This window comes from Paraburkholderia sp. J63 (genome assembly GCF_905220245.1).
Taxonomy (GTDB): Bacteria; Pseudomonadota; Gammaproteobacteria; order Burkholderiales; family Burkholderiaceae; genus Paraburkholderia.
In genome coordinates this window covers 60,588-82,979 of sequence record NZ_CAJMZF010000024.1, presented here as the reverse complement: position 1 = coordinate 82,979, position 22,392 = coordinate 60,588, and the positions used below count along the sequence as shown (strand labels likewise).

The following is a 22,392-nucleotide window of genomic DNA, read 5'->3' as shown; positions in this document are numbered from 1 at the left end:
ATAAATCCCGAAACTGAAGGTGGAAAAATGACTGCGTACTGGATTGCCCACGTGAAGGTCCTCGATCCCGCGAAATACAAGGACTACACGGAGATCGCGCCGCTGGCGTTCAAGAAGTTCGGCGCCGTTTTTCTGGCGCGCGGAGGCGCGGCGCAAGTGCTCGAAGGGGAGTCGTTCGAGCGCCACGTGGTGATCCGGTTCAGCGACATGGAGACGGCGCTCGCCTGCTACCACTCGCCCGAATACCAGGCGGCCAAGGCGAAGCGGGATGGACATTGCGTCGCGCAGGTGGCGATCGTCGAGGGACTGGAGGGCTGAGCGTGCCGCGAGGGCACCGGCATGGAAAGCTGGACGTCAGTTAGGTCATAATATGGCATTCCATGCCCGCGCCCCGCGCGGGCCATCGTCCGTTTCCACGACCGCCCATGCAAGACCTCAAAATCGACCGTAATGCCAAGACGCTGCGCGAACTGACGCTCGACAAACTTCGCACTGCCATCGTGCAGGGCTATTTCCGGCCGGGCGCGCGGCTCGTCGAACGCACGCTGTGCGACGAGCTTGGCGTGAGCCGCACGGTGGTGCGCGAGGTGCTGCGGCATCTGGAGACCGAAGGGCTGGTCGAGACCGTCGCGCGGCAAGGGCCGGTCGTGGCGCGGCTCGATCCTGCGCAAGTGGGCGAGATCTACGAGTTGCGCGGCCTGCTCGAAGCCAATGCCGCGCGCGCCTGCGCCGAGGCCGCGACGCCCGAAGTCGTGCAGCAACTGCGCGAGATTCGCGCCGTCATCGAAGAGGCGTTCGAGCAGCGGGAGTTGCCGCGCGTGCTCGAATACACCGAGCGCTTTTATGAAACCCTGTTCGAGGCCGCCGGAAAGCAGGTGTCGCTGACGGTCGTGAAGACGCTCAATGCGCGCATCAACCGGCTGCGCGCGGTGACTATCGCCACGCCGGGGCGCGGCAGCGACTCGAACCGCGAGATGAACCGCCTGCTCGACGCGATCGAGCGGCGCGACGGCGACGCGGCCGCCGCGGCGTCGGCCTCGCATATCAAGCGGGTTTCCGAACTGGCGTTGTCGACGTTGGCGCAGCAGAACGAAGAGGTGGGGGAGGATTGAGGAGGGGGCGGCGAATCTCGTCGATGCGCAAGGCGAGCAAGCGTTGCTGTCGCCGCCTCGTAGATTCTCGTCGCCGGGATCGATCAAGACTCCGGAATATCGTACACGTGGATAGTGCACGTCCCGTTGTCGGCTTCGAATATTTCCAGCGCCTTGTTCACCAGATCGTTGTATCCCGCGAGTTCGGTAAGCATATGCGCAAACAGGCGTTGTTGGCGCGGGATCGACATGGGCCGAGTCGAATTCAAACAGATTAGCCCGGCATGAATCGGCTGCCTTCGATGAAGGCCTCCCTCGCCCGTTCCGGCGGGGCCACGAAAATCCTTGCTGTTGTGCGTGACCAATGTGTAGTCGCCGGCGACTACATGCTCGATTAACTGGCGGTCTTTCAGTCCCAACCAGCCGCGGTCGCGCACGCAGCTTGCCTCGTGCCCCGCGTCCCACGCCTGGATGGCCAAACCAGGCAACAGGCATTCGTCGATCAGCAGCTTGAATGTCATGCGTCGCTGGCCTCGGGCGGAATAATCCTCGTCGACTGAAGCTTCCAGCCGCCTGCCTCCCCACCCGGGCCACGCGGACGGCCGCGGCGCGGATGGAGTTTCACGTACAAACGTGCGTCGGCGATCAACGCTTCGGTCAGGAATGGCCACGCGTCTTGCAGTGCTTCGAGGCTCATCCCCTCGTCGAGCGAGCCGATCACGGTATCGACCGGAACACGCGAGCCCGCAAAGACCGGCTCCCCGCCCAGAATTTCGGGGTCCGAAACGATCGTCTGGCTGGCGCGAGCGGTGTCGGTCGCACGCTCGCAGATCTCAATAAAAAACGGCTCCATGTCGATCGTCGTGAACCGCCAGTCCACGAGCAGATTGATGTCGCATCGCCCCGAGATGGGCGCGCGCGACCCCGATGCGGGCTGGTATTCGAACAGGGCGACGAGCTTCGAGCCGATGCTGAACGTCACGCCGGGGCTGTCCTTGATGCGCCCGGCCATCTCGCGGATAGCCGACTTGCGGGCGGGCGCCGTCAGTATGTCGCTCGCCTCGAAATAGAAACGCGCGAACGCGGCCACCGACAGGTCGAAACGCCGTCCGTTATCGGTTTTGAACAGGAAATCCGGGAGGATGCGCTCGTCTACGAGGCGGTTCACCTCGCGGTCGCTAATACCGGCGATATAGGCGAGCTCGGTTGTCGAGACCATCTCGCTATCGAGGATCATGGCGGCTCCAATAAATATTCCGACACGCCGGAGATTTTATTCCGGCCACGCTAAAAGCTCAATAGATACTTGATTAGATGAGTTTTTTGAGATTCGTCCTCAACCATCCCCCACTCGCTGCAGAAGGCCCGAAGCTCCAAAAAATCCCTCACATACCAGCCAAACTGTCTGACGGCTCATGGTATTCCATAATACGCAGCGCATTGTTGTGGACCATAAGATGGAATACCATAATCTCACCGAGCAACGCAGCGACCACTGGAGCACGCCATGGCAGAGCCAACCCCCGGACAAACCGCGAAACAGGTGTTCGACATCGCCGGATTTCGCCGTGCGCTCGCCGCCTCGGCGGCGCTCGACCCGAATTTCAGCCTCTCGCGGAACCCGCTGGCCGCAGCGGGCGGGCGAGCACGCGTGGGCGCGATCCTCGAGCATCGCGACGGACTCGTGCTCGTGGATACGCCGAACGGCGTGCGGTTGCCGACCGGCGTCGAGTTCGATTCGGCCAGCGACTGCGCGAGCCTGCGCGGCGTACTCGCGAAGCTCGGTCTGCAGGTCCATCTCGAGTGCCTGTTCGCCGTGTTCGAAGCGCAGGGCGAGCGCGATCCCGGCGTGCATGTCTATTACCGCGGCCGCGTGATTCAGAGCGGCTCGCCCTGGCTCGACAGCAGCATCCGCATCGTGCCGCTCGCGCAGATTCCCTGGGACGAACTGAGCGACGACGTCGTGCGCTCGATGCTCGAACGCTACGCGCGCGAGCGCAGGCAGGACGCGTTCGGCATCTATGTCGGCGATACCGAGGCCGGAACCGTGCAGCCGCTTGCCCTTGCACACTGAAAAACCACCACACGAAGAAAACAACAACACGAAGCGGCGCGGGTTTGCGTCGCCGGCCTGAACCAGCGCTCGAACGCCCGCCGCTCCGGCGGTCTCGATGCGCAACCGTTTCCCTTGGAGAGAGACATGAGCAGCAGAGGCATCCCGTTTTTTGCGTCGTCGTTGCTTTGGTCGCCGCGCCTGGCATCGTTCGCCCCGTTGGCCGCGCTCTGCGCGACGGCATTCGCGGCCGCGCCGGCACTGGCCGCCGATCCGATCGTGTTCACGAGCTGGGGCGGCACGACTCAGTCGTCGCAACAGAAGGATTGGGCGCAGCCGTTCACGCAGGCAAGCGGCATCAACGTGCTGATGGACGGCCCGACCGACTACGGCAAGCTCAAGGCGATGGTCGACAGCGGCAACGTGAGCTGGGACGTGGTGGACGTGGAAGGCGACTTTGCCTACGCCGCGCAGAAAGACGGCCTGATCGAGCCGATCGACTATTCGGTGGTGAAGAAGGCCGAGCTGGACCCGCGCTTCGCGACGCCGGATGCGGTGGGCAGCTTCTATTACTCGTTCGTGCTCGGCTACAACAAGGCGAAGTACACGGGCGCGCAACCGCAAACGTGGGCCGACCTGTTCGACACCAAGCGCTTCCCGGGCAAGCGCACGTTCTACAAGTGGTCGGCGCCGGGCGTGCTGGAAATCGCGCTGCTCGCCGACGGCGTGCCGCCCAACAAGCTCTATCCGCTCGACCTCGACCGCGCGTTCAAGAAGCTCGACACGATCAAGAGCGACATCGTCTGGTGGAGCGGCGGCGCGCAATCGCAGCAACTGCTCGCCTCGGGCGAAGCGCCGATCGGCATGTTCTGGAATGGCCGTTTGCACGCGCTCGCGCAGACCGGCGTGCCGGTGGGCATTTCGTGGAACCAGAATTTGACCGCCGCCGACATGCTCGTGATTCCCAAGGGCGCCAAGCATCGCGCGGAGGCGATGAAGTATCTCGCGGCGGCCACGAGCGCGCAGGCCCAGGCCAAATTCGCGGCCGATACGGGCTATGCGCCGATCAACGTGAAATCGGCCGCGCTGATGCCGCCTGCGATGGCGAAGACGCTGCCCGACCAGTACAAGGCCTCGCAGATCGATCTCGACATGAAGTACTGGGCCGAGAACCGCGACGCGATTGCGAAGCGCTGGTACGCGTGGCAATCGAAGTAAGCCGCCAGAAAAGCGTATCGATCAGGAATCCGAACAGCCCCGGCGCGCGAAAGGAAACATCGTGCAGGAGACATCATGCCCAACGTATTGAGTACCGTCGCGCACCCGCCCGCGACGGCCGCGCGCAAGCGGCGCGACTGGCGCAGCATCCGGCTGCTGACGCCGGCCATGCTGCTGCTCGTGATCTTTTTCCTGCTGCCGGTGCTCTCGCTGCTGCTGCGCAGCGTGCTCGATCCGACGCCGGGCCTGCATAACTACCAGCAACTGCTCGGCTCGACCACCTATCTGCGCGTGTTCGGCAACACGTTCCTCGTGGCGACGGTCGTGACGCTCGTCACGCTGCTCGTGGGCTTTCCGATGGCCTGGTTGCTCGCCATCGCGCCGCGCAAGCTCAGCTCGGTGCTGTTCGCGATCCTGCTGCTCTCGATGTGGACCAACCTGCTCGCGCGGACCTTCGCGTGGATGGTGCTCCTCCAGGAGACCGGCCCGATCAACCGCGCGCTGATGGCGATCGGCGTGATTCACGAGCCGCTCTCGCTCGTGAACAACCTCACCGGCGTGACGATCGGCATGACCTACATTATGTTGCCGTTCCTCGTGATGCCGCTGCACGCCACGCTGCGCAGCATCGACCCGTCGACGCTGCGCGCCGCCGCCGTCTGCGGCGCGAGCCGCTGGCAGGCGTTCTGGCGCATTCTCGTGCCGCTCGCGATGCCGGGCGTGGCCTCGGGCGCGCTGATGGTGTTCGTGATGGCGCTGGGCTACTTCGTCACGCCCGCGCTGCTCGGCGGTCCGTCCTACATGATGCTCGCCGAGCTCATCGCGCAGCTCGTGCAGGAACTGCTGAACTGGGGCCTTGCAGGCGCGGCGGCATTCGTGCTGCTCGCCGTGACGCTCGCGCTCTACGCGTTGCAACTGCGCTTCACGAGCAGTGCGCGCGCCGCTACGGGAGGCCGCTGACATGTTGCTCGATTTCGATCGCCTGGGCGCGCTGCGCTGGATTCTGGTGGCCGTGGGCGCGGCCGTCTCGCTGTTTCTCCTGCTGCCGATCTTCTTCATCGTCGCGCTCTCGTTCGGCGATTCGCAGTGGCTGATCTTTCCGCCGCCGGGCTGGACGCTCGAATGGTATCGGCAGCTTTTCACCGACCCCGGCTGGATCGATTCGCTGCTCACGAGCGCGAAGCTCGCGGTGATCGTCACGGCGCTTTCGGTCGCGATCGGCTTTCTCGCTTCGCTTGCGCTCGTGCGCGGCAAGTTTCGCGGCCGCGAGGCGGTGCGCGGCTTCTTCCTCACGCCGATGGTGCTGCCCGTGGTCGTGCTCGCGGTCGCGCTCTATGCGTTCTTTCTGCGCATCGGCCTGAACGGCACGATGACGGGCTTCGTGATCGGCCATTTGATCATTGCGTTGCCGTTCTCGATCATTTCGATCAGCAACTCGCTCGTGAGCTTCGACACGGCGCTCGAAGACGCGGCGCTCATCTGTGGCGCGTCGCCGCTCACGGTGAAGCTGCGCGTCACATTGCCCGCGATCCGGCTGGGCCTCTTCGCGGCCGCGATCTTCGCGTTCCTCGCGTCGTGGGACGAAGTGGTGGTGTCGATCTTCATGTCGAGCCCGACGCTGCAAACGCTGCCCGTGCGTATCTGGGCGACGCTGCGGCAGGACCTGACGCCCGTGGTGGCGGCGGCGTCTTCGCTGCTCGTCGGACTGACGACCGTATTGATGCTGGCGGGCGCCGTGGTGCGCCGCGCACGCGCTAACTGAGGTAAACACGCCATGACTGCATTCCTGCAAATCCAGCGCCTGCGCAAGACCTACGACGACGTGGTCGCCATCGACCATGTTTCGCTCGACGTGCGCAAGGGCGAGTTCATGACTTTCCTCGGGCCCTCGGGTTCGGGCAAGAGCACCACGCTCTATATCGTCGCGGGCTTTCAGGAGCCGACCGACGGGCGCGTGCTGCTCGACGGCAAGCCGCTGCTCGCGGTCACGCCGAACAAGCGCAACATCGGCATGGTGTTTCAGCGCTATACGCTGTTTCCGCATCTGAGCGTGGGCGAGAACGTGGCGTTCCCGCTGCGCGTGCGCCGCCGTCCCGAAGCCGAAATCAAGGCGAAAGTGGAGCAGATGCTCAAGCTCGTGCATCTGTCCGAGTGCCGCGACCGCATGCCCGCGCAACTCTCGGGCGGGCAGCAGCAGCGCGTCGCCATTGCGCGCGCGCTTGCCTACGATCCGCCCGTGCTGCTGATGGACGAGCCGCTCTCGGCGCTCGACAAGAAGCTGCGCGAGGAAATCCAGCTCGAATTGCGCCGCATTCATCAGGAGACGGGCGTGACGATCCTCTATGTCACGCACGATCAGGAAGAAGCGCTGCGTCTTTCGGACCGCATCGCCGTGTTCAACAAAGGCTGCATCGAGCAGGTCGGCACCGGCGAGGAACTCTACGCGAACCCGGCCTCGCGCTTTGTCGCGAGCTTCATCGGCAATTCGAATTTCCTGCCGGTGAGGGTGACGAAGAACAGCGACGGCCGCATGAATGGCGTATTTCCCAACGGGCTGGAAATTGCTTCGGACTCCTTCAACCCTGCGCTTGCCGCCGGCGACGACGGCACGCTGATGATACGTCCGGAGCAGATGCGCCTGAGCTCGCTGCAAGGCGCGAGCGGCGCGTCGGTTGCCTCCGGTGCAGGCGGCCTGCCCGTGACCGTGCGCGACGTGACCTACCTCGGCGACGCGATGCACTACGCCGTGGCGACGCCGTGGCAGCAGGAGATCTCGATTCGCATGCCGGCCGCGCATCGCCACGGGGGCGGCCTTGCGATCGGCGCGCAGGCGCTCGTCGACTGGGATGCGCGCGACGTGCGCCTCTTCGCTCAAGCCTGAGGGCGACGGTCATGAGTAACGCATTCCCCTCGCTGAAGGTCCAGCGCCCCAAGGCCACGCTGCGCGAGCTCGCGCTGGAGAAGATGCGCACGGCGATCCTGGAGGCGCATTTTCATCCGGGCGAGCGGCTGGTCGAGCGCTCGCTCTGCGAGATACTTGGCGTGAGCCGCACCGTCGTGCGCGAGGTCTTGCGGCATCTGGAAACGGAAGGGCTCGTCGATTCGATCCCGAACCAGGGGCCGATTGTGGCCGTGCTCGCCTTCGAGACGGCCGCGGAGATCTACGAAATACGCGCGCTGCTGGAAGGCGAGGCCGCGATGGCCTGCGCGCAGCACGCGGACGAGCAGATCGTCACGGAACTGGCGGCCTATATCGACGAGATTCAGCACGCTTTCGACGCCCAGGATTATCAGGCGGTGAGGGCGCTGACCTCGGCATTCTATGAACGCATGTTCATCGGCGGGAAAAAGCATGTGGCGTGGGAGATCGTGCAGTCGCTGACCGCGCGGATCAACCGCCTGCGAGCGCTGACGATCGCTTCCGACGATCGCGGGCGCCAGGCCGTCGCCGAGATGCGCCGGATCCTCGCCGACATCGAGGCCGGAAACGGCGCTGCTGCACGCGAGGCGGCGATCGCGCACGTCGACCGCGTGGCCGAGATCGCGCGCAAGCTGCTGGCCCAGGGGCACGAGAACGCTTTGTGGCGCCGGGCCGGGTAACGAACCCATCAATCATCACGCAATACGGCCCGAGCCAGGTTCGGGCCGTACTGCTGCATTTTTCCCCATCGAGGAACCATCGTGGATTTGAAATCGCTGTTGAAGGACGCGGCGCTCTTGCGCCATCAGGCATTTATCGATGGGCAATGGTGCCCGGCCGACTCGGGCGCGAGTTTCGACGTGCTCGACCCGGCAACGGGCGCCACGCTGGGCAGCGTGCCTTTGATGGGCGAGGCCGAAACCGCGCGCGCGATCGACGCGGCCAATGTGGCTTGGCCCGCATGGCGGGCCCGCACGGCAAAGGAGCGCGCAGTCGTGTTGCGCCGCTGGTATGAGCTCATGATCGAAAACGCCGACGATCTCGCGCTGATCCTCACGGCCGAGCAGGGCAAGCCGCTTGCCGAGGCGAAAGGCGAAATCGTTTATGGCGCGTCGTTCATCGAATGGTTCGCGGAAGAGGGCAAGCGCGCGGCAGGCGACACGCTCGCCACGCCGGCATCGGACAAGCGCCTCGTGGTGATCAAGGAGCCCGTGGGCGTATGCGCGGCAATCACGCCGTGGAATTTCCCCAACGCGATGATTACCCGCAAGGTGGGTCCCGCGCTCGCGGCGGGTTGCCCCATCGTCGTGAAGCCCGCCGAAGCCACGCCGTTTTCGGCGCTCGCGCTCGCGGTGCTGGCCGAGCGCGCCGGCGTGCCCAGGGGCGTGCTCAACATCGTGACCGGCGAGCCCAGGGCGATCGGGCACGCCATGACGAGCAGCCCCGTGGTGCGCAAGCTCTCGTTCACGGGCTCCACGGCGGTGGGCCGCTTGCTGATGGCGCAAAGCGCGCCCACGGTGAAGAAGGTGACGCTCGAACTCGGCGGCAACGCGCCCTTCATCGTGTTCGACGATGCCGATCTGGACGCCGCGGTGGAAGGGGCCATCGCCTCGAAGTTTCGCAACAACGGGCAGACCTGTGTCTGCACCAATCGCTTCTATGTCCAAGAGCGCGTTTATGATGCGTTCGCCGCGAAGCTGGCCGCCGCCGTCGCAGAACTCAAGGTCGGGCACGGCACCGAGCGCGGCGTGACGCTGGGTCCGCTCATCAATGAAGCCGCGGTCAACAAGGTGGAATCGCATATCGCGGACGCGCTCGACAAAGGCGCGACGCTCGTCGCCGGCGGCAAGCGTCACGCGCTCGGGCGCGGTTTTTTCGAACCCACGGTGCTCGCCAATGTGACCGCGCAAATGGATGTCGCGAGAGAAGAAACGTTCGGCCCGCTCGCGCCGCTATTCCGCTTCTCTAGCGACGAGGAAGTGGTGAAGTTCGCCAACGACACGGAGTTCGGCCTCGCCGCGTATTTCTATAGCCGCGACATCGGGCGCATCTGGCGCGTGGCGGAGCAGCTCGAATACGGCATGGTGGGCATCAATACGGGCCTCATTTCGAACGAGGTCGCCCCGTTTGGCGGCGTGAAGCAGTCGGGCTTGGGCCGAGAAGGTTCGCACTACGGAATGGATGATTACCTCGTCATCAAATACCTCTGCATGGCGGTTTGACGAATGGCTGGGCAGTAACGCTCAGAACTTGTGCCGCAGGCCCACGCGAATGACGGCCTGCTTGTCGTCGGCCGATGCCGAGGGCCCGTTGATGGCCGCCACCGCGGCATGGCCGGTCGAGTCGATGCCCGACGCCTTCTGATAGACCCCGATCAGGTAGACGTCGGTGCGCTTCGAGAGCAGGTAGTCGAGCCCCGTTGCGAACTGGTTGTACGACGCACCCTCTTCTCCGCCCACCGGGCCGGCCCGCGTATAGTCGTACGCGGCGCCCCAGAGCAGCGAGGGCGTGAACTGATAGCGGAAATTGACTTCGACGTTGTTGAACGCGGCTGTGCCGTTCAGGCCGCGCGGGTTGGGACCCGAGGACAGATCGCCGAGATCGCGAAAGCGCGTATTCGAATAGACGACGCCCAGCGTCCCCGATCCCAGCGTATAAGCGGCGGCCGCATCGATCACGCTCATCGATTTCGCGGACGCGTAGCCCGAGTAGATCGGCGAAACCATATTGCTGCCCGGCACGCCGCCGGCGACGGGCGCCGGGCTGCCGGTGCTGCCGAAGAACGAGGTATTGGGGTTCTCGACATCCAGATAGCCGGCGCCGAGCGCAAGCGAGCCGCCCGTGTAGCCCGCCGTCACCGACCAGATGCGGTTGCGCGCGAAGTCGCCCGCGACGCCGCCGGGGCTGAACATGCCCTCGACCGTGAAGCCCGCATACGTGTTGCTCGTGAACTTGATGGCGTTGTTGGTCGAGTTGGTGTTGTTGATGTTATCGAGGTCGCCCGGATGCGCGACCATATAGCCGCCCCACTGGCCGCCCGCTTCCATGGTGCCGAGAATGTCGACGTTGGTGTCGTACTGGCGGCCCACCGTGATTGTTCCGTACGGCGAAGCAATGCCCACGTAGGCCTTCTTGCCGAACAGCAAGCCGCCCTGGCCGAGCTTGCCGGTGCTCGCGTCGAAGCCGTTCTCGAGCACGAAGATCGTCTTGTAGCCGCCGCCCAGGTCTTCGGCGCCGCGCAGCCCCCAGCGGCTTTGCTGCATCACGCCGCTCAACAGACGCACGGCGCTATGGCCCGATACGCCGCCGCCGGGATTGGCCGTGGCCGCGTTGCTGAAATAGCTGATGCCCTCGTCGATGATCCCGTACAGCGTGACGGAGCTTTGTGCGTGCACGCAGGCGGGCGCGGCCGCGGCGGCACAAACTGCAAGTAGCGCTTTTTTCATGTGGTCTGACGCTCAGGTTGGAGTTGCACAAGCGAGGGCGCACCGCGTGGCGCGGGCGCGCAAGAGGCCTGGCGGCCGTATGAGGGCCGCCGGCGGTATCGGCGTTAAATATCGGCGTTAAATATCGGCGTTAAATATCGGCGTGGCCGCAAGCAGAGAGGCAAGCGAGCGGCAACGAGCCGGGACAAGCGGCTATGTCACACGACGGGCGGCCGCGCGGGGCGATGCGCGGCCGCCTTCTCGTAGGCATGGCCCAGTTGCAGGACGCCCCAGTCGTCGCGGAAGCGGCCGGCGATCTGCATGCCAATGGGCAGCCCCGTGGCGCTGAAGCCGCAGGGCACGGAGAGCACCGGCGATTCGGTCGAGGACAGATACCAGCAGCTGCGCATCCAGTCGATATAGGTCGTACAGGACTGCCCCAGGTACGAGGCGGGCCAGCGCAGGTCGGCGTCGAAGGGCAGGATTTGCGTGGTGGGCAGCACGTAGAACGGATGCGCGTCCATGAACTCGCGCATGCGCTGGAATAGCGCGGTCTTGCGCACGAACATCCGGCCGATGTCGGCGGCGCTCAGCGAGCGGTGCAGCCGGCTTTCGTCCGTGATCTCGGGCTTGAGCAGCGCCTGGCTGCGTGCGTCTAGCTGCTCCACGAGCGTGCCGATCATCCACGCGCGCTCGACTCTGAACACGTCCTCGGCATCGGCGAGATCGGGGTCGGCGAACACGACCTCGCAGCCGAGCGACTCGAACACGCGCGCCTGGTCCTGCACGGTGCGCTGGATATCGGGGTCGACGGGCACCCCGGGGAGACCCGCGGAAAAAGCCACGCGCACGCCGCGGAAATCGCGTTGCAACGGGCGGGCGAACGTCGCGCCCGGCTCGCCGAGTTCGGTGGCGCTCTCGTAGTTCGGTCCGCTCGGGCCCGCGATCGCGCTCAGCAACAGCGCGGCGTCCTCGACGTTGCGCGCCATCGGGCCGTCCACGCCGAGCGTGGCCCATGCGTTGAGATCGGGTGCGCGCGGCACGCGTCCCGGCGACGGGCGCAGGCCCACGACGCCGTTCCACGCCGCGGGATTGCGCAGCGAGCCGCCCATGTCGCTGCCGCAGGCGAGCGGATTCATGCCGCACACGACGGACGCGGCTGCGCCGCCGCTGCTGCCGCCCGCGGACTTGCTGAGGTCCCACGGGTTGCGCGTCATGCCGAACACCTCGTTGAACGTATGCGAGCCCGCGCCGAATTCGGGCGTATTCGATTTGCCGATCATGAGCGCGCCCGCCGCATCGCAGCGCCGGACGATCAGCGCGCTGTGCTCGGGGACGTGGTGCTCGAACGCCTTCGAGCCGAACGTGGTGCGCACGCCGCGCGTGGCGGTCAGGTCTTTCTGCGAAACGGGCAGCCCATGCAGCGGGCCTTGCCATTCGCCCTGCGCCCAGCGCGCGTCGATCGCTTGCGCGCGGGCGCGCAGGGCTTCAGGGTCGCCGAGCGTGACGAGCGCGTTGACGCGCGGATTGACGGCCTCGATGCGGGCGAGGTGGGCGTCCAGGATCTCGGTGGCGCTGATTTCGCGCTTGCGCTGCATCTCCAGCAGCGTCGTCGCGGAAGCTTCGCATAACGAATCGATGGAATTGGGGGTGGGAAAAACCGGTGACGTATCGTACATGGTGGATCGTTTGTCTCTAAGGTTATATGGGAGCGAAGCGAATCAGCAGGCGCGCTAATTCGTTGCTCTGGCAACTAGATTTCTTCGCGCGTGCGATCGACGATAAAGGCGAGCGGGATCAGCGAAATCACGCCGCATACGATCACGTACCATGCGGGCGCATTCGCATTGCCGGTAGCGCCGATCAGCCAGGTCACGAAAAATTGCGCGAAACCGCCGAAAATCGACACGCCCGCTGCATAGGACAGCGAAAGTCCCGTGGCGCGCGTGCTGCGCGGAAACAGCTCGGGGAGCATCGGGCCCGTGGCGCCCGCGTTGATCGAGTGGAGCGCCGCGAGTGCGCAGACGACGAGATAGAGCGTCGCGACCGAGCTCGCATGACCGATCGCGATGAACCCCGGCAGGATCAAGAGCGTCAGCGCGGCGCGCGAGTAGCCGGTCACGCGCTTGCGGCCGAAGCGGTCCGACCAGATGCCGCCGATGGGCGAGACCACGAGCATCACCGCGCCCGAGAGAATGCCGCACCACATCGCGGTGTCCATCGGCAGATGCAGGACCTTGATCGCATAGGTGGACATGTAATAGAGCACGATGAAGTGCGCCGAGGTCCCGCCGATCACGAGCATGAGCGCGAAGAGCAGTTGCATGGCGTCGCGCGTGACGACGGTGCGCAGCACGCCGTGCTGCTGCTTGTGCCCACCGTGCCCGCCCTGCGCATGCTCGCTGGCGCTCGATTCCTCCTCGCCGATGCGCGAGCGCAGATAGAGGCCCAGCGGCGCGATCAGCACGCCCGCGAGGAACGGCAGGCGCCAGCCCCAGCTTTCGAGCGAGGCCTTGTCGAGAAAGTGCGCCAGCAGAAAGCCGACGAACGAGCCCGCCAGCGCCGCCGCGCCCTGGCTCGCGAACTGCCAGCTCGTGATGAAGCCGCGCCGGTTCGCGCTCGCGCGCTCGGCGAGCAGCGTGGTGGCGACGCCCACTTCGCCGCCCGCGGAAAAGCCCTGCAACAGCCGCGCGATCAGAACCAGAATGGGCGCCGCGAGGCCGATGCTCGCATAGGTGGGCGTGAGGCCGATCATGGCGGTGCCGAGCGCCATCGTGAGCAGCGTCATGTTCATCGCGGCCACGCGCCCGAAGCGGTCCGCGATGAGGCCGAACATCACGCCGCCCAAAGGTCGCGCGACAAAGCCCACGCCGAACGTGCCCACGGAAAGCAGCAATTGCTGCTGCGCCGAGGCGAGCGGGAAGAACAGCTTGCCGAGCAGCACGGCAAAGAAACTGTAGACGGTGAGATCGAAGAATTCGAAAGCATTGCCGATCGTCGTGGCGACGATCAGGCCGCGCGTCGAGATGGCCTGGGGCGCCGCAAGCGTGGCGGGCGCACCCGCTGCGGCGCTGCTGATTGACGTTGACTTCATGAACGGCATCCCTGTCTTGAGTGAAACGTTCGTCCGAACGGCGCTACGTCGCTAATGCCGCTGATGTCGCGAGCCCCGGTGAGGTGTGTGCTTTACGACAGGAAGAGTCTAGGGAGACAAAATAAAGCCACCGATTTGCTTTTTCTTATTGTGATAACACCGGGTTATCGCAGGGCGCGCGCCAAGCGCGTCGATACGGGCTAGGCCCCATGGTCATGCGGGTTCACCCGATGTAGCATCGCCCGGCCACCACCAGACGTCGAACGCGGGGTCTCGCCTTGAAACACAATCAGCTACGCGCACTCGTTGCGATTGCCGAGCACGGCAGCCTGCGGGCCGCCGCGAAGACGCTCTGCCTCTCGCAGCCGGCACTCACGAAAGCCATCCGCGAATTCGAGCAGGATCTCGGCGTCCCGCTCGTCGCGCGCAGCGCGCGGGGCGCACAGCTCACGCAATTCGGCCGGGCCATTTACGCGCGCGCGAAGCTGATCCTCGCGGAGATGCAGCACGCGCGTGAGGACGTCTACCGGCTATCGGGCATGGAGGGCGGCGTGGTGTCGTGCGCGGTCACGCCGCTGGTGTCGCTCAAATACCTGCCGCGCGCCATCCGCACATTCAGGCAGCGCATGTCGAAGACACGTCTCTCGGTGCAGGAAGGGTTTCTCACGCAAGCGGTGGCGGGCGTGCGCGACGGCACGCTCGACTTCGCCATCGCGATCGTCGACGACGCGAAGATCGCCGGCGAATTCCAGTTTCGGCCGCTGCTCGAAGCCGATCTCATCATCTCGGCGCGCAAGGAACATCCGCTCGCGAATGCGCAGTCCATCTTCGAGCTGGCCGGCGCCGAGTGGATGCTGAACACGACGCCGGAGAGCATCGGGCGCGTATTGCAGGACCATTTCGTGAGCGTGGGCGCCGCGGCGCCGCGCGTGGTGATCGAATGCAGCTCGTTTAGCGCGAGCTTTTCGCTGTCGTTCAACAGCGATCTGCTGTCGTGCTGCCCGAGGAGCTTTCTCGAATCGGCGTGGTTCAACGACCGCGTGATTGCGTTGCCGGTGCAGGAGCGCTTGCCGCGCGTTTCGGTGGGCATCATCTCGCGGCGCGATGCGCTCAACACGGCGGCCTGCGATTATCTGATCGACTGCTTCGCGGAGGCGGTGGCTTCCGTGCAGCTGTTTTAGTTTAGGCATCCTTCGGTTTAACGGCTGCACGCATACCAACGACACGCTCCGCCATGCGGCGGCGCGTCTCGCTTCGTCATTGCTTGTCGGACTGCGTCGCGGCTTGCTCGATCAGCTTCGCGACAGCGGCCGGGTGGGACATATAGGCCACGTGACTCGAATTGATCTCGACCGTCTTGCTGCCCGCGCGCTGGGTCATGAAGCGCTCCAGATCGGGATTGATCGCGCGGTCCGAAGTCGCCACCACAGCCCAGCTCGGCTTGGTTCGCCACGCGGCATGCGTGATCGGCGTGCCGAACGATTGCGCGGCGGGCATCACCTGCGAAATGGCCATGAAGCCGGTTTCGGCGGCGGGCAGGTCGGCGGCGAAATCTTCGTGGAAGTTGGCTGGGTCGATATAGAGGTGGCCGTCGGCGGTCTGCTTGATCGCCTTGGTGGCGGGCGGCATTTTCTTCGTGAGGTCGAGCGGCGTTTCGCCGGTATCGGGCTGGAACGCGGCCACGTAGACGAGGCCCGCGACCTTGTCGTCGTTGCCGGCCTCGGTCACGACCGCGCCGCCGTAGCTGTGACCCACGAGTATGCTCGGCCCCTGTTGCGCGTCGATCACGCGCGTGGTCGCCTTCACGTCGTCCTCGAACGAGGTTTCCGGCTCCTGCACGACCGAGACGTGGTAGCCGTCACGCGTGAGGATCTTTGCCACCGGCTGCCAGCCCGAGCCGTCGGCGAAATAGCCGTGCACCAGCACGATGTTCTTGACCGGCGCCGCCACGGCGGCCTGCGCGCCCAGGACGGCGGCGGAGAGGGCAACGGCAGCGGCTACGCTGCGCAGGGTTGAGGTAACCTTCATTTTCTTGCTCCAAAAAAGTGGAATGAACGCTATTCGATGTTAGATGACCGGAGAACGCTGCACTTTGTGTTGTTCGCCGATGAAATCATCCTACTAGTAGGATGGCTGAAGCGCAAAAAGATTTTCTCAATGACGGCGATAGGGCCTGCGCGACGGGGATGCGGCGAGGTGCGTGTCCCTGTAGACTAGGGAGGCATTCACCCGACTAGATGGTAGGCAAATTGACAGCGACTGGAGAAGTAACGGCTGCCCGGATTCTCGAAGCCGGACGGCAATTGATCATGCGGCGCGGCTATAGCGGGTTCAGCTACGCGGATATTGCCGAGGCGATCGACATACGCAAGGCGAGCATCCACCATCACTTCCCGTCCAAGGCCGAGCTGGCGATTGCCGTGGTCAGGGAGCAGCGCGAGCGGTTCGACGCGGACATGGCGGCGCTTCAGGCCCACGGTGCCGATGGCCTCGCGCAGTTGCGCGCCTATGTCGATCACTGGGAGCGTTGTATCGCCGACGATAGCGCGCCGTTCTGCGTCGCGGGCATGCTCGGCGCGGAGCTTCCGGCATTGCCCGACGAAGTGGCGCAGGAGGTGAGGGCGCACTTCGAGAACCTGGCGGCGTGGCTCGAACCCTTGCTCGAATCGGCCGCGAAAGAGAAGTTGATCCAGTTGGGCTCGCCTGTGGAGACCGAAACGGCAAGCCTCGTTTCGGTGATTTACGGGGCGATGCTCGCGGCGCGTGCCTTCGGCGACGCGGGGATCTTCAAGAGTGTCACGGAGGAGGCGATAAAGCGGCTCGTCAAGGCGCCTAAACGCACGACGAGCACTCCTAAACGGACGCCGCGCACCACAGGCAGCACACCCGCACCCCGCCGGCGCCGCGCATCGGCATGATGACGGCGTGCCGGGCCGGGCACGCCCCGGCCCTCAAACCACGCCGAGCCATTCCTTCAACTGCGCCGTGCGCGACCGGCTCACCGGCACCACGCTGCGCTCGACGTCGTCCATCACGAGGTTCACGCTGTCGTCGGCTTTGACGAGCTCGACCGCGTACGGCAGGCTCACGATATGGCTCCGATGCACGCGCAGGAAGATGCTGCTGTCGAGCCGCAGCTCGAGGTCGGAGAGCGAGAGGTTCGAGAGATAGCGGTCGTCCTTCGTGACGATCGTCGTGTAATGGCCGTCGCCCTGCAGGCGCACGACGTCTTTCAGATCGATCAGGATCACGCGGTTCTTGCGGTAGACGGGGATCTTGAAGAGCCGCCGCGGCGGCCCCGGCGTGCCGGCCAGCGACTCCGACGAAGGCTCGGTCGTGAGATCGGTGAGGTCGTAGAAAATCATGCAGGTGCCGCACGCGCCGGCCATGTCGGTCATGCTCGACACTTTGATCATGAGAATCCGGTCCGGAATGTTGATCATCATCGCGACCGGCGGCGGCGACTTGACCGGGCAGCCCCCGGCGTCGTTCGACTGCAACAAGAAGCGCAGCTTGTCGCGGCTTTTCGCGGGGTGTAGCTGCACGACGTCGATGCCGATCAGCTTGTTCTGCGCCACGCCCAGCGACTGCTCGCCGGCCGGCCCGAGGATCTGCAGCGCGACGTCGTTGAACGCGCTGACGCGCCCCTGCTTGTCCAGCCACACCACGCCCGGATTGAACTGCTCCAGGCGGTGCTGAAAGGTCTCGGCGCGGCGCGAGTCGGTGGCCGGCGTGGCGTGTTCGAACGGTTTCATTCAGCGCTCTCCTCCCCGATGCGCCCGCAGCGGTGCGCGTCTTGCGCGACGCCGGCGATGGTGTCTCCTTTGTATGTCCTTTACCCATTTCACGCAAGTTTCGCCGCAGCCCGCGCAGCCAGGCCGCTGTTCACGAATTGGCGTTGAATTGCTGCGTTGCATTGTGAAATCCTGACCCATAAAGGGATCTCGAGCGCAGGCACGCGTGGGACCGGTTGGGGCCAAAGCGTGCGCTCGGGCGTCGGCCCACGGGAGGAGACAATTGTGATTCCACGACCGTTCGAATACCACGCGCCGGACAGCTTGCCCGAGGCGCTCGCGCTGCTCGGCCAGCACGGCGAGGCGGCCAGGCTGCTCGCGGGCGGCCACAGCCTGCTGCCGATGATGAAGCTGCGTTTCGCGCAGCCCGATCATCTGATCGATCTCGGGCGGCTCGCCGAGCTCAAGGGCATTCGCGAGGAAGGCGGCGCGCTGTGGATCGGCGCGATGACCACCGAGAACGAGCTGATCTGGTCCACGCTGCTGCGGGCGCGCTGTCCGCTGCTCGTCGAGGGCGCGCGCCAGATCGCCGATCCGCAGGTGCGCTACCGGGGCACGCTCGGCGGCGATCTTTCGCATGGCGACCCCGGCAACGATCACCCCGCGCTCATGATCGCGCTCGACGCGTCGTTCGTGCTCCAGGGTCCGGCGGGCGAGCGCGTGGTGCCCGCGGACGGCTTTTTCGTCGGCACTTACGCGACCCTGCTGGATCCGGGCGAGATCATGACCGGCGTGCGCATTCCTTTGCCGCCGCCGGGCACCGGCTACTGCTACGCGAAGCTCAAGCGCAAGACCGGCGACTTCGCGACCGCGGCGGCGGCCGTCACATTGCGCCTCGCGGGCGGCAATATCGAGCACGTGCGCATTGCGCTGACGAATGTCGGCGACACGGTGATCCGCGCGGTGGACGCCGAGCAGGCGCTGCTGGGCCAGCCGTTCGGCGCGCACGCGCTCGACGAAGCGGCGCGGCTCGCGATGGCGGCCTGCGCGCCGGTGGCGGATCTGCGCGGCGACGCCGACTACAAGCGCGCGATGGCGGGCGAGATGACGCGCCGCGCGCTAGATACCGCATACGAACGGGCCATGAACCCCGTACAGCCCTAAATCGAGGGAGAGCACACGATGGCCAGCAAAACGATGGTGTCGTTCAAGCTCAACGGCAGCGAAGTGGACGTTGTCGTCGAGCCGCGCGAATTGCTGATTCACACCTTGCGCGAGAAATGCCAGCACACCGGGCCGCACATCGGCTGCGAGACGTCGCATTGCGGCGCCTGCACGGTGGATTTCAACGGCATGTCCGTGAAGTCGTGCACGCTGCTCACGGTTCAGGCCCAGGGCGCCGACGTGCGCACGGTCGAAGGCCTCGCCGAAGGCGGCGTACTGCACGCGCTGCAGGAAGGCTTCATGGAGGAGCACGGCTTGCAGTGCGGCTTCTGCACGCCGGGCATGCTGATGCGCGCGTGGCGGCTGCTGCAGGAAAACCCGGACCCGAGCGAAGCCGAGATCCGCTACTGGATGGCGGGCAACCTGTGCCGTTGCACGGGCTATCAGAACATCGTGAAGGCCGTGCAGTACGCGGCGCGCAAGCTGCGCGGCGAAACGGTCGAAACGTCGCATCCGCTCATCGAGGCGGGCGCGGCACCAGCCGCGCATTGAGCGCCGGGAGACAAGGCCATGGGCAATCTCGACGCCAATCTCGAACGTCTCGCCGCGCTGGAAGGCATGGGCTGCTCGCGCAAGCGCCGCGAGGATCCGCGCTTCATCCAGGGCAAGGGCACCTATGTCGACGACATCAAGATGCCGGGCATGCTGTTCGGCGTAATGGTACGGAGTCCTTATGCGCATGCGCGCGTGAAGCGCATCGACACCTCGCGCGCGCTCGCGCATCCCGGCGTGCACGCCGTGCTCACGGCAGAGGACCTCAAACCGCTCAAGCTGCACTGGATGCCGACGCTCGCCGGCGACGTGCAGGCGGTGCTCGCCGACGAGAAAGTCTGCTTCCAGAATCAGGAGGTGGCGTTCGTCGTGGCCGACGACCGCTACGTGGCTGCCGACGCGGCCGAACTCGTCGAAGTCGAGTACGAGGAATTGCCGGCCGTGGTCGATCCGAAGCGGGCGCTCGAACCCGACGCGCCCGTGATTCGCGAGGACATCCGCGACAAGGACACGGGCGCTCACGGATTGCGCAGGCATCCTAACCATATCTTCACGTGGACGATGGGCGACCGCGACAAGACCGATCGCATGTTCGAGAGCGCCGACGTCACGGTCAGGCAGGACATTCTGTATCCGCGCGTGCATCCCTGTCCGCTCGAAACCTGCGGCTGCGTCGCCTCGTTCGACAAGGTGCGCGGCGATCTCACCGTCTATATCACCTCGCAGGCGCCGCACGTCGTGCGCACCGTGGTGGGGCTGCTCTCCACGATTCCCGAATCGAAGATCCGCATTATTTCGCCCGATATCGGCGGCGGCTTCGGCAACAAGGTGGGCGTCTATCCGGGCTATGTGACGTCGATCGTCGCGTCGATCGTGCTCGGCCGTCCGGTGAAATGGATCGAGTCGCGCAGTGAGAATCTGTCGAGCACAGCGTTCGCGCGCGACTACCATATGACCGGCGAGCTCGCCGCCGACAAGGACGGGCGCATCAAGGCATTGCGCGTGAACGTGGTCGCCGACCACGGCGCCTTCGATGCGTGCGCCGATCCCACCAAGTGGCCCGCGGGCATGTTCCATGTCTGTACGGGATCCTATGCAATTCCCAACGCGTTCGTTTCGGTCGACGGCGTCTACACCAATAAATTCCCGGGCGGCGTGGCCTATCGATGCTCGTTTCGCGTGACCGAGGCCGTCTATCTGATCGAGCGGATGGTGGACGTGCTCGCGCAGAAGCTCGGCATCGACAAGGCCGAGATCCGCCTGCGCAACTTCATCCGCAAGGACCAGTTTCCGTACACCACGCCGCTCGGCCTCGAATACGATTCGGGCGACTACGACACGGCGCTCAGGAAAGTGCTGGCCGCCGTCGATTACGACGCGCTGCGCGCGGAGCAGGCGCGCCGCCGCGCCGACCCCAACGCCGAATGGCTCATGGGCATCGGCGTGGTGAACTTCACGGAGATCGTGGGCGCGGGGCCCTCGAAGATGTGCGACATCCTCGGCGTGGGCATGTTCGACTCGTGCGAGATTCGCGTGCATCCGGACGGCTCGGCCATCGCACGCATGGGCACGATCACGCAGGGGCAGGGGCATCAGACCACCTACGCACAGATCATCGCGAGCGAGGCCGGCATTCCTGCCTCGCAGATCGCGGTCGAGGAGGGCGACACTTCCACGGCGCCCTACGGCCTTGGCACCTATGGCTCGCGCTCGACGCCGGTGGCCGGCGCGGCGGTGGCGCGCGCCTCGCGCAAGATCCGCGAAAAGGCCCGCAAAATTGCGGCGCATCTGCTCGAAGCGAGCCCCGACGACGTGGAGTTCGACCTCGACCGCTTCGTGCTCAAGGGCTCGCCGGACCAGTTCAAGACCGTGAAGGAAGTGGCCTGGGCCGCGTACAACAACGTGCCCGAAGGGCTCGAAATGGGCCTCGAAGCCGTGGACTACTACGATCCGCCAAACTTCACGTTTCCGTTCGGCGCCTATGTGTGCGTGCTCGACGTGAACCGCTACACGGGCGAAATCCGCGTGCGGCGCTTCCATGCGCTCGACGATTGCGGCACGCGTATCAATCCGATGATCATCGAAGGGCAGATTCATGGCGGCCTGACCGAAGGCTTCGCGGTCGCGCTCGGCCAGCAAATGCCCTATGACGAGTCGGGCAATCTGCTGGGCGCGACGCTGCTCGACTACTTCGTGCCGACCGCCGTGGAAACGCCGCATTGGGACACCGACTTCACCGTCACGCCTTCGCCGCATCATCCGATTGGCGCGAAGGGCGTGGCGGAGTCGCCGCACGTGGGCTCGATTCCGTGCTTCACGTCGGCGGTCGTCGATGCGTTCGCGCATCTGGGCGTCACGCACATGGACATGCCGCACAACACGTACCGCGTGTGGCAGCAATGCCGGGCGCTTGGCCTGACGCGTGGATGAGTTGCAGGGAGAACGATCGATGAAGGTGGTGCTAGACAAGGTGTTTCCGCTCGCCGCGAGCGCGGAAAGTGCGTGGCGGCTCATGCAGGATATCGAGGCCGTGGCCGGCTGCATGCCGGGCGCGAAGATTACCGAGCGAATCGATGATACGCACTACAAAGGAACCATCACGGTGCGGCTCGGCCCGGCGACGATGTCGTTCAAGGGCGATATCGAAGTGCTCGCGCTCGACGCGGCGGCGCGCAGCCTGCATCTGGTGGGCAAGGGCACCGACTCGACGGGCAGCTCCGCGGCGACCATGGATCTGTTCGCCGCCGTGCAGCCGAGCGGCGCCGCCTGCGAGCTGTCCGGCAAGAGCGAGGTGACGATGAGCGGCAAGGCCGCCGCGATTGGCGGCCGCTTGATGGGGCCGGTTTCCGAGCAGTTGCTCAAGCAGTTCGTAGCGAACTTCGCGGCGCGGCTCGACGCGATGGAGGCGCCGGGTGGCGCGGCTGAGCAAGGCGCGCCCGATGCACCCGATATGGCCGACACGCCCGACACCGCTGCAACGAGCAGCGCGACGGCGGCGGCGTCACCCCCATCCGCGAGCGCCCCCCCAAGCGTTGCGCCGCCGCCCGCCGCCGAACTCAACGGCCTGTCGTTCGTCTGGGCCATGCTGCGCGACTGGCTGCGCGAGCGCTTCTCGCACCGGGCCCACGGCCGCTGAGGCAT

The 22,392-nt window shown here is 65.4% G+C and carries 21 protein-coding genes and 1 pseudogene; 15 read left to right on the top strand and 7 right to left on the bottom strand.

What is annotated here, in order from left to right; genetic code table 11:
- The first annotated feature begins 27 nt into the window (after positions 1–27).
- The gene (locus U5775_RS24040; protein WP_322060598.1) at positions 28–318 is read left to right on the top strand and encodes a DUF1330 domain-containing protein; all 291 of its coding nucleotides are present in this window, start codon (positions 28–30) and stop codon (positions 316–318) included.
- 107 nt (positions 319–425) lie between these two features.
- A complete protein-coding gene (locus U5775_RS24035; RefSeq protein ID WP_322060597.1) occupies positions 426–1,112 on the top strand; it encodes a GntR family transcriptional regulator in 687 nt (228 codons plus the stop codon).
- An 83-nt stretch (positions 1,113–1,195) separates the two neighbouring features.
- On the opposite strand, the gene U5775_RS24030 is transcribed toward U5775_RS24035, so the two are convergent.
- Complete coding sequence (locus U5775_RS24030) at positions 1,196–1,612, bottom strand: DUF5615 family PIN-like protein (RefSeq protein ID WP_322060596.1); 417 nt, start codon at positions 1,610–1,612, stop codon at positions 1,196–1,198.
- Positions 1,609–2,328: a DUF433 domain-containing protein gene (locus U5775_RS24025; RefSeq protein WP_322060595.1), complete on the bottom strand. Its 720-nt coding sequence runs from the start codon at positions 2,326–2,328 to the stop codon at positions 1,609–1,611. The genes U5775_RS24030 and U5775_RS24025 overlap by 4 nt, the downstream gene beginning before the upstream one ends.
- Before the next feature lie 363 nt (positions 2,329–2,691).
- Between U5775_RS24025 and U5775_RS24020 the strand changes: the two are divergent.
- From U5775_RS24020 to U5775_RS23990, 7 genes and pseudogenes are all read left to right on the top strand, one after another.
- Positions 2,692–3,165 (top strand): annotated as a pseudogene (locus U5775_RS24020) (flavin reductase); the annotation flags it as partial.
- A gap of 126 nt (positions 3,166–3,291) precedes the next feature.
- Positions 3,292–4,362 carry an ABC transporter substrate-binding protein gene (locus U5775_RS24015; RefSeq protein WP_322060594.1) on the top strand — a complete coding sequence of 357 codons (1,071 nt, stop codon included), beginning with the start codon at positions 3,292–3,294 and terminating at the stop codon, positions 4,360–4,362.
- Positions 4,363–4,437: 75 nt separating this feature from the next.
- Positions 4,438–5,322: an ABC transporter permease gene (locus U5775_RS24010; protein ID WP_322060593.1), complete on the top strand. Its 885-nt coding sequence runs from the start codon at positions 4,438–4,440 to the stop codon at positions 5,320–5,322.
- Position 5,323: 1 nt separating this feature from the next.
- Positions 5,324–6,124 carry an ABC transporter permease gene (locus tag U5775_RS24005; protein ID WP_322060592.1) on the top strand — a complete coding sequence of 267 codons (801 nt, stop codon included), beginning with the start codon at positions 5,324–5,326 and terminating at the stop codon, positions 6,122–6,124.
- A 12-nt stretch (positions 6,125–6,136) separates the two neighbouring features.
- Positions 6,137–7,243: an ABC transporter ATP-binding protein gene (locus tag U5775_RS24000; protein ID WP_322060591.1), complete on the top strand. Its 1,107-nt coding sequence runs from the start codon at positions 6,137–6,139 to the stop codon at positions 7,241–7,243.
- An 11-nt stretch (positions 7,244–7,254) separates the two neighbouring features.
- Positions 7,255–7,962 carry a GntR family transcriptional regulator gene (locus U5775_RS23995; protein WP_322060590.1) on the top strand — a complete coding sequence of 236 codons (708 nt, stop codon included), beginning with the start codon at positions 7,255–7,257 and terminating at the stop codon, positions 7,960–7,962.
- An 81-nt stretch (positions 7,963–8,043) separates the two neighbouring features.
- On the top strand, positions 8,044–9,504 hold the full coding sequence (locus U5775_RS23990; protein WP_322060589.1) for an NAD-dependent succinate-semialdehyde dehydrogenase: 1,461 nt from the start codon (positions 8,044–8,046) through the stop codon (positions 9,502–9,504).
- A gap of 21 nt (positions 9,505–9,525) precedes the next feature.
- Here the strand turns inward: U5775_RS23990 and U5775_RS23985 are convergent, their stop codons facing one another.
- The 3 genes from U5775_RS23985 to U5775_RS23975 form a co-directional block, all read right to left on the bottom strand.
- Complete coding sequence (locus U5775_RS23985; RefSeq protein ID WP_322060588.1) at positions 9,526–10,728, bottom strand: porin; 1,203 nt, start codon at positions 10,726–10,728, stop codon at positions 9,526–9,528.
- A gap of 197 nt (positions 10,729–10,925) precedes the next feature.
- Complete coding sequence (locus U5775_RS23980; protein WP_322060587.1) at positions 10,926–12,386, bottom strand: amidase; 1,461 nt, start codon at positions 12,384–12,386, stop codon at positions 10,926–10,928.
- A gap of 74 nt (positions 12,387–12,460) precedes the next feature.
- The gene (locus U5775_RS23975) at positions 12,461–13,801 is read right to left on the bottom strand and encodes an MFS transporter (RefSeq protein ID WP_322060586.1); all 1,341 of its coding nucleotides are present in this window, start codon (positions 13,799–13,801) and stop codon (positions 12,461–12,463) included.
- A 278-nt stretch (positions 13,802–14,079) separates the two neighbouring features.
- Here U5775_RS23975 and U5775_RS23970 point away from each other — a divergent pair, with 278 nt between their 5' ends.
- Positions 14,080–14,982: a LysR substrate-binding domain-containing protein gene (locus tag U5775_RS23970; RefSeq protein ID WP_322060585.1), complete on the top strand. Its 903-nt coding sequence runs from the start codon at positions 14,080–14,082 to the stop codon at positions 14,980–14,982.
- A 76-nt stretch (positions 14,983–15,058) separates the two neighbouring features.
- Here the strand turns inward: U5775_RS23970 and U5775_RS23965 are convergent, their stop codons facing one another.
- Entirely contained in the window at positions 15,059–15,829 is a 771-nt protein-coding gene (locus U5775_RS23965; protein WP_322060584.1) for an alpha/beta hydrolase, read from the bottom strand.
- A 221-nt stretch (positions 15,830–16,050) separates the two neighbouring features.
- Here U5775_RS23965 and U5775_RS23960 point away from each other — a divergent pair, with 221 nt between their 5' ends.
- Positions 16,051–16,719 carry a TetR/AcrR family transcriptional regulator gene (locus U5775_RS23960; protein WP_322060583.1) on the top strand — a complete coding sequence of 223 codons (669 nt, stop codon included), beginning with the start codon at positions 16,051–16,053 and terminating at the stop codon, positions 16,717–16,719.
- 33 nt (positions 16,720–16,752) lie between these two features.
- Here U5775_RS23960 and U5775_RS23955 read toward each other — a convergent pair whose 3' ends face one another.
- On the bottom strand, positions 16,753–17,556 hold the full coding sequence (locus U5775_RS23955; protein WP_322060582.1) for a LytTR family DNA-binding domain-containing protein: 804 nt from the start codon (positions 17,554–17,556) through the stop codon (positions 16,753–16,755).
- A gap of 264 nt (positions 17,557–17,820) precedes the next feature.
- On the opposite strand from U5775_RS23955, the gene U5775_RS23950 reads away from it, so the two are divergent.
- Genes U5775_RS23950 through U5775_RS23935 form a run of 4 tightly spaced genes read left to right on the top strand, consistent with a single transcriptional unit; the run spans position 17,821 to position 22,387 of the window.
- Positions 17,821–18,699, top strand: coding sequence for a xanthine dehydrogenase family protein subunit M (locus tag U5775_RS23950; protein WP_322060581.1), 879 nt, complete (start codon positions 17,821–17,823; stop codon positions 18,697–18,699).
- 18 nt (positions 18,700–18,717) lie between these two features.
- Entirely contained in the window at positions 18,718–19,251 is a 534-nt protein-coding gene (locus U5775_RS23945) for a (2Fe-2S)-binding protein (protein WP_322060580.1), read from the top strand.
- Between the two features lie 18 nt (positions 19,252–19,269).
- A complete protein-coding gene (locus tag U5775_RS23940; protein ID WP_322060579.1) occupies positions 19,270–21,681 on the top strand; it encodes an aerobic carbon-monoxide dehydrogenase large subunit in 2,412 nt (803 codons plus the stop codon).
- A gap of 19 nt (positions 21,682–21,700) precedes the next feature.
- Positions 21,701–22,387, top strand: a complete 687-nt coding sequence (locus U5775_RS23935) for an SRPBCC family protein (protein ID WP_322060578.1) — start codon at positions 21,701–21,703, stop codon at positions 22,385–22,387.
- The last annotated feature ends 5 nt before the right edge of the window (positions 22,388–22,392 follow it).

Coding starts and splice junctions, on each gene's coding strand:
- U5775_RS23995 (WP_322060590.1), top strand. CDS start 7,255: ATGAGTAACGCATTCCCCTCGCTGAAGGTCCAGCGCCCCAAGGCCACG.
- U5775_RS23975 (WP_322060586.1), bottom strand. CDS start 13,801: ATGAAGTCAACGTCAATCAGCAGCGCCGCAGCGGGTGCGCCCGCCACG.
- U5775_RS24030 (WP_322060596.1), bottom strand. CDS start 1,612: ATGACATTCAAGCTGCTGATCGACGAATGCCTGTTGCCTGGTTTGGCC.
- U5775_RS24040 (WP_322060598.1), top strand. CDS start 28: ATGACTGCGTACTGGATTGCCCACGTGAAGGTCCTCGATCCCGCGAAA.
- U5775_RS24010 (WP_322060593.1), top strand. CDS start 4,438: ATGCCCAACGTATTGAGTACCGTCGCGCACCCGCCCGCGACGGCCGCG.
- U5775_RS23940 (WP_322060579.1), top strand. CDS start 19,270: ATGGGCAATCTCGACGCCAATCTCGAACGTCTCGCCGCGCTGGAAGGC.
- U5775_RS24035 (WP_322060597.1), top strand. CDS start 426: ATGCAAGACCTCAAAATCGACCGTAATGCCAAGACGCTGCGCGAACTG.
- U5775_RS23985 (WP_322060588.1), bottom strand. CDS start 10,728: ATGAAAAAAGCGCTACTTGCAGTTTGTGCCGCCGCGGCCGCGCCCGCC.
- U5775_RS23955 (WP_322060582.1), bottom strand. CDS start 17,556: ATGAAACCGTTCGAACACGCCACGCCGGCCACCGACTCGCGCCGCGCC.
- U5775_RS24025 (WP_322060595.1), bottom strand. CDS start 2,328: ATGATCCTCGATAGCGAGATGGTCTCGACAACCGAGCTCGCCTATATC.
- U5775_RS24000 (WP_322060591.1), top strand. CDS start 6,137: ATGACTGCATTCCTGCAAATCCAGCGCCTGCGCAAGACCTACGACGAC.
- U5775_RS23935 (WP_322060578.1), top strand. CDS start 21,701: ATGAAGGTGGTGCTAGACAAGGTGTTTCCGCTCGCCGCGAGCGCGGAA.
- U5775_RS23980 (WP_322060587.1), bottom strand. CDS start 12,386: ATGTACGATACGTCACCGGTTTTTCCCACCCCCAATTCCATCGATTCG.
- U5775_RS24015 (WP_322060594.1), top strand. CDS start 3,292: ATGAGCAGCAGAGGCATCCCGTTTTTTGCGTCGTCGTTGCTTTGGTCG.
- U5775_RS23945 (WP_322060580.1), top strand. CDS start 18,718: ATGGCCAGCAAAACGATGGTGTCGTTCAAGCTCAACGGCAGCGAAGTG.
- U5775_RS23965 (WP_322060584.1), bottom strand. CDS start 15,829: ATGAAGGTTACCTCAACCCTGCGCAGCGTAGCCGCTGCCGTTGCCCTC.
- U5775_RS24005 (WP_322060592.1), top strand. CDS start 5,324: ATGTTGCTCGATTTCGATCGCCTGGGCGCGCTGCGCTGGATTCTGGTG.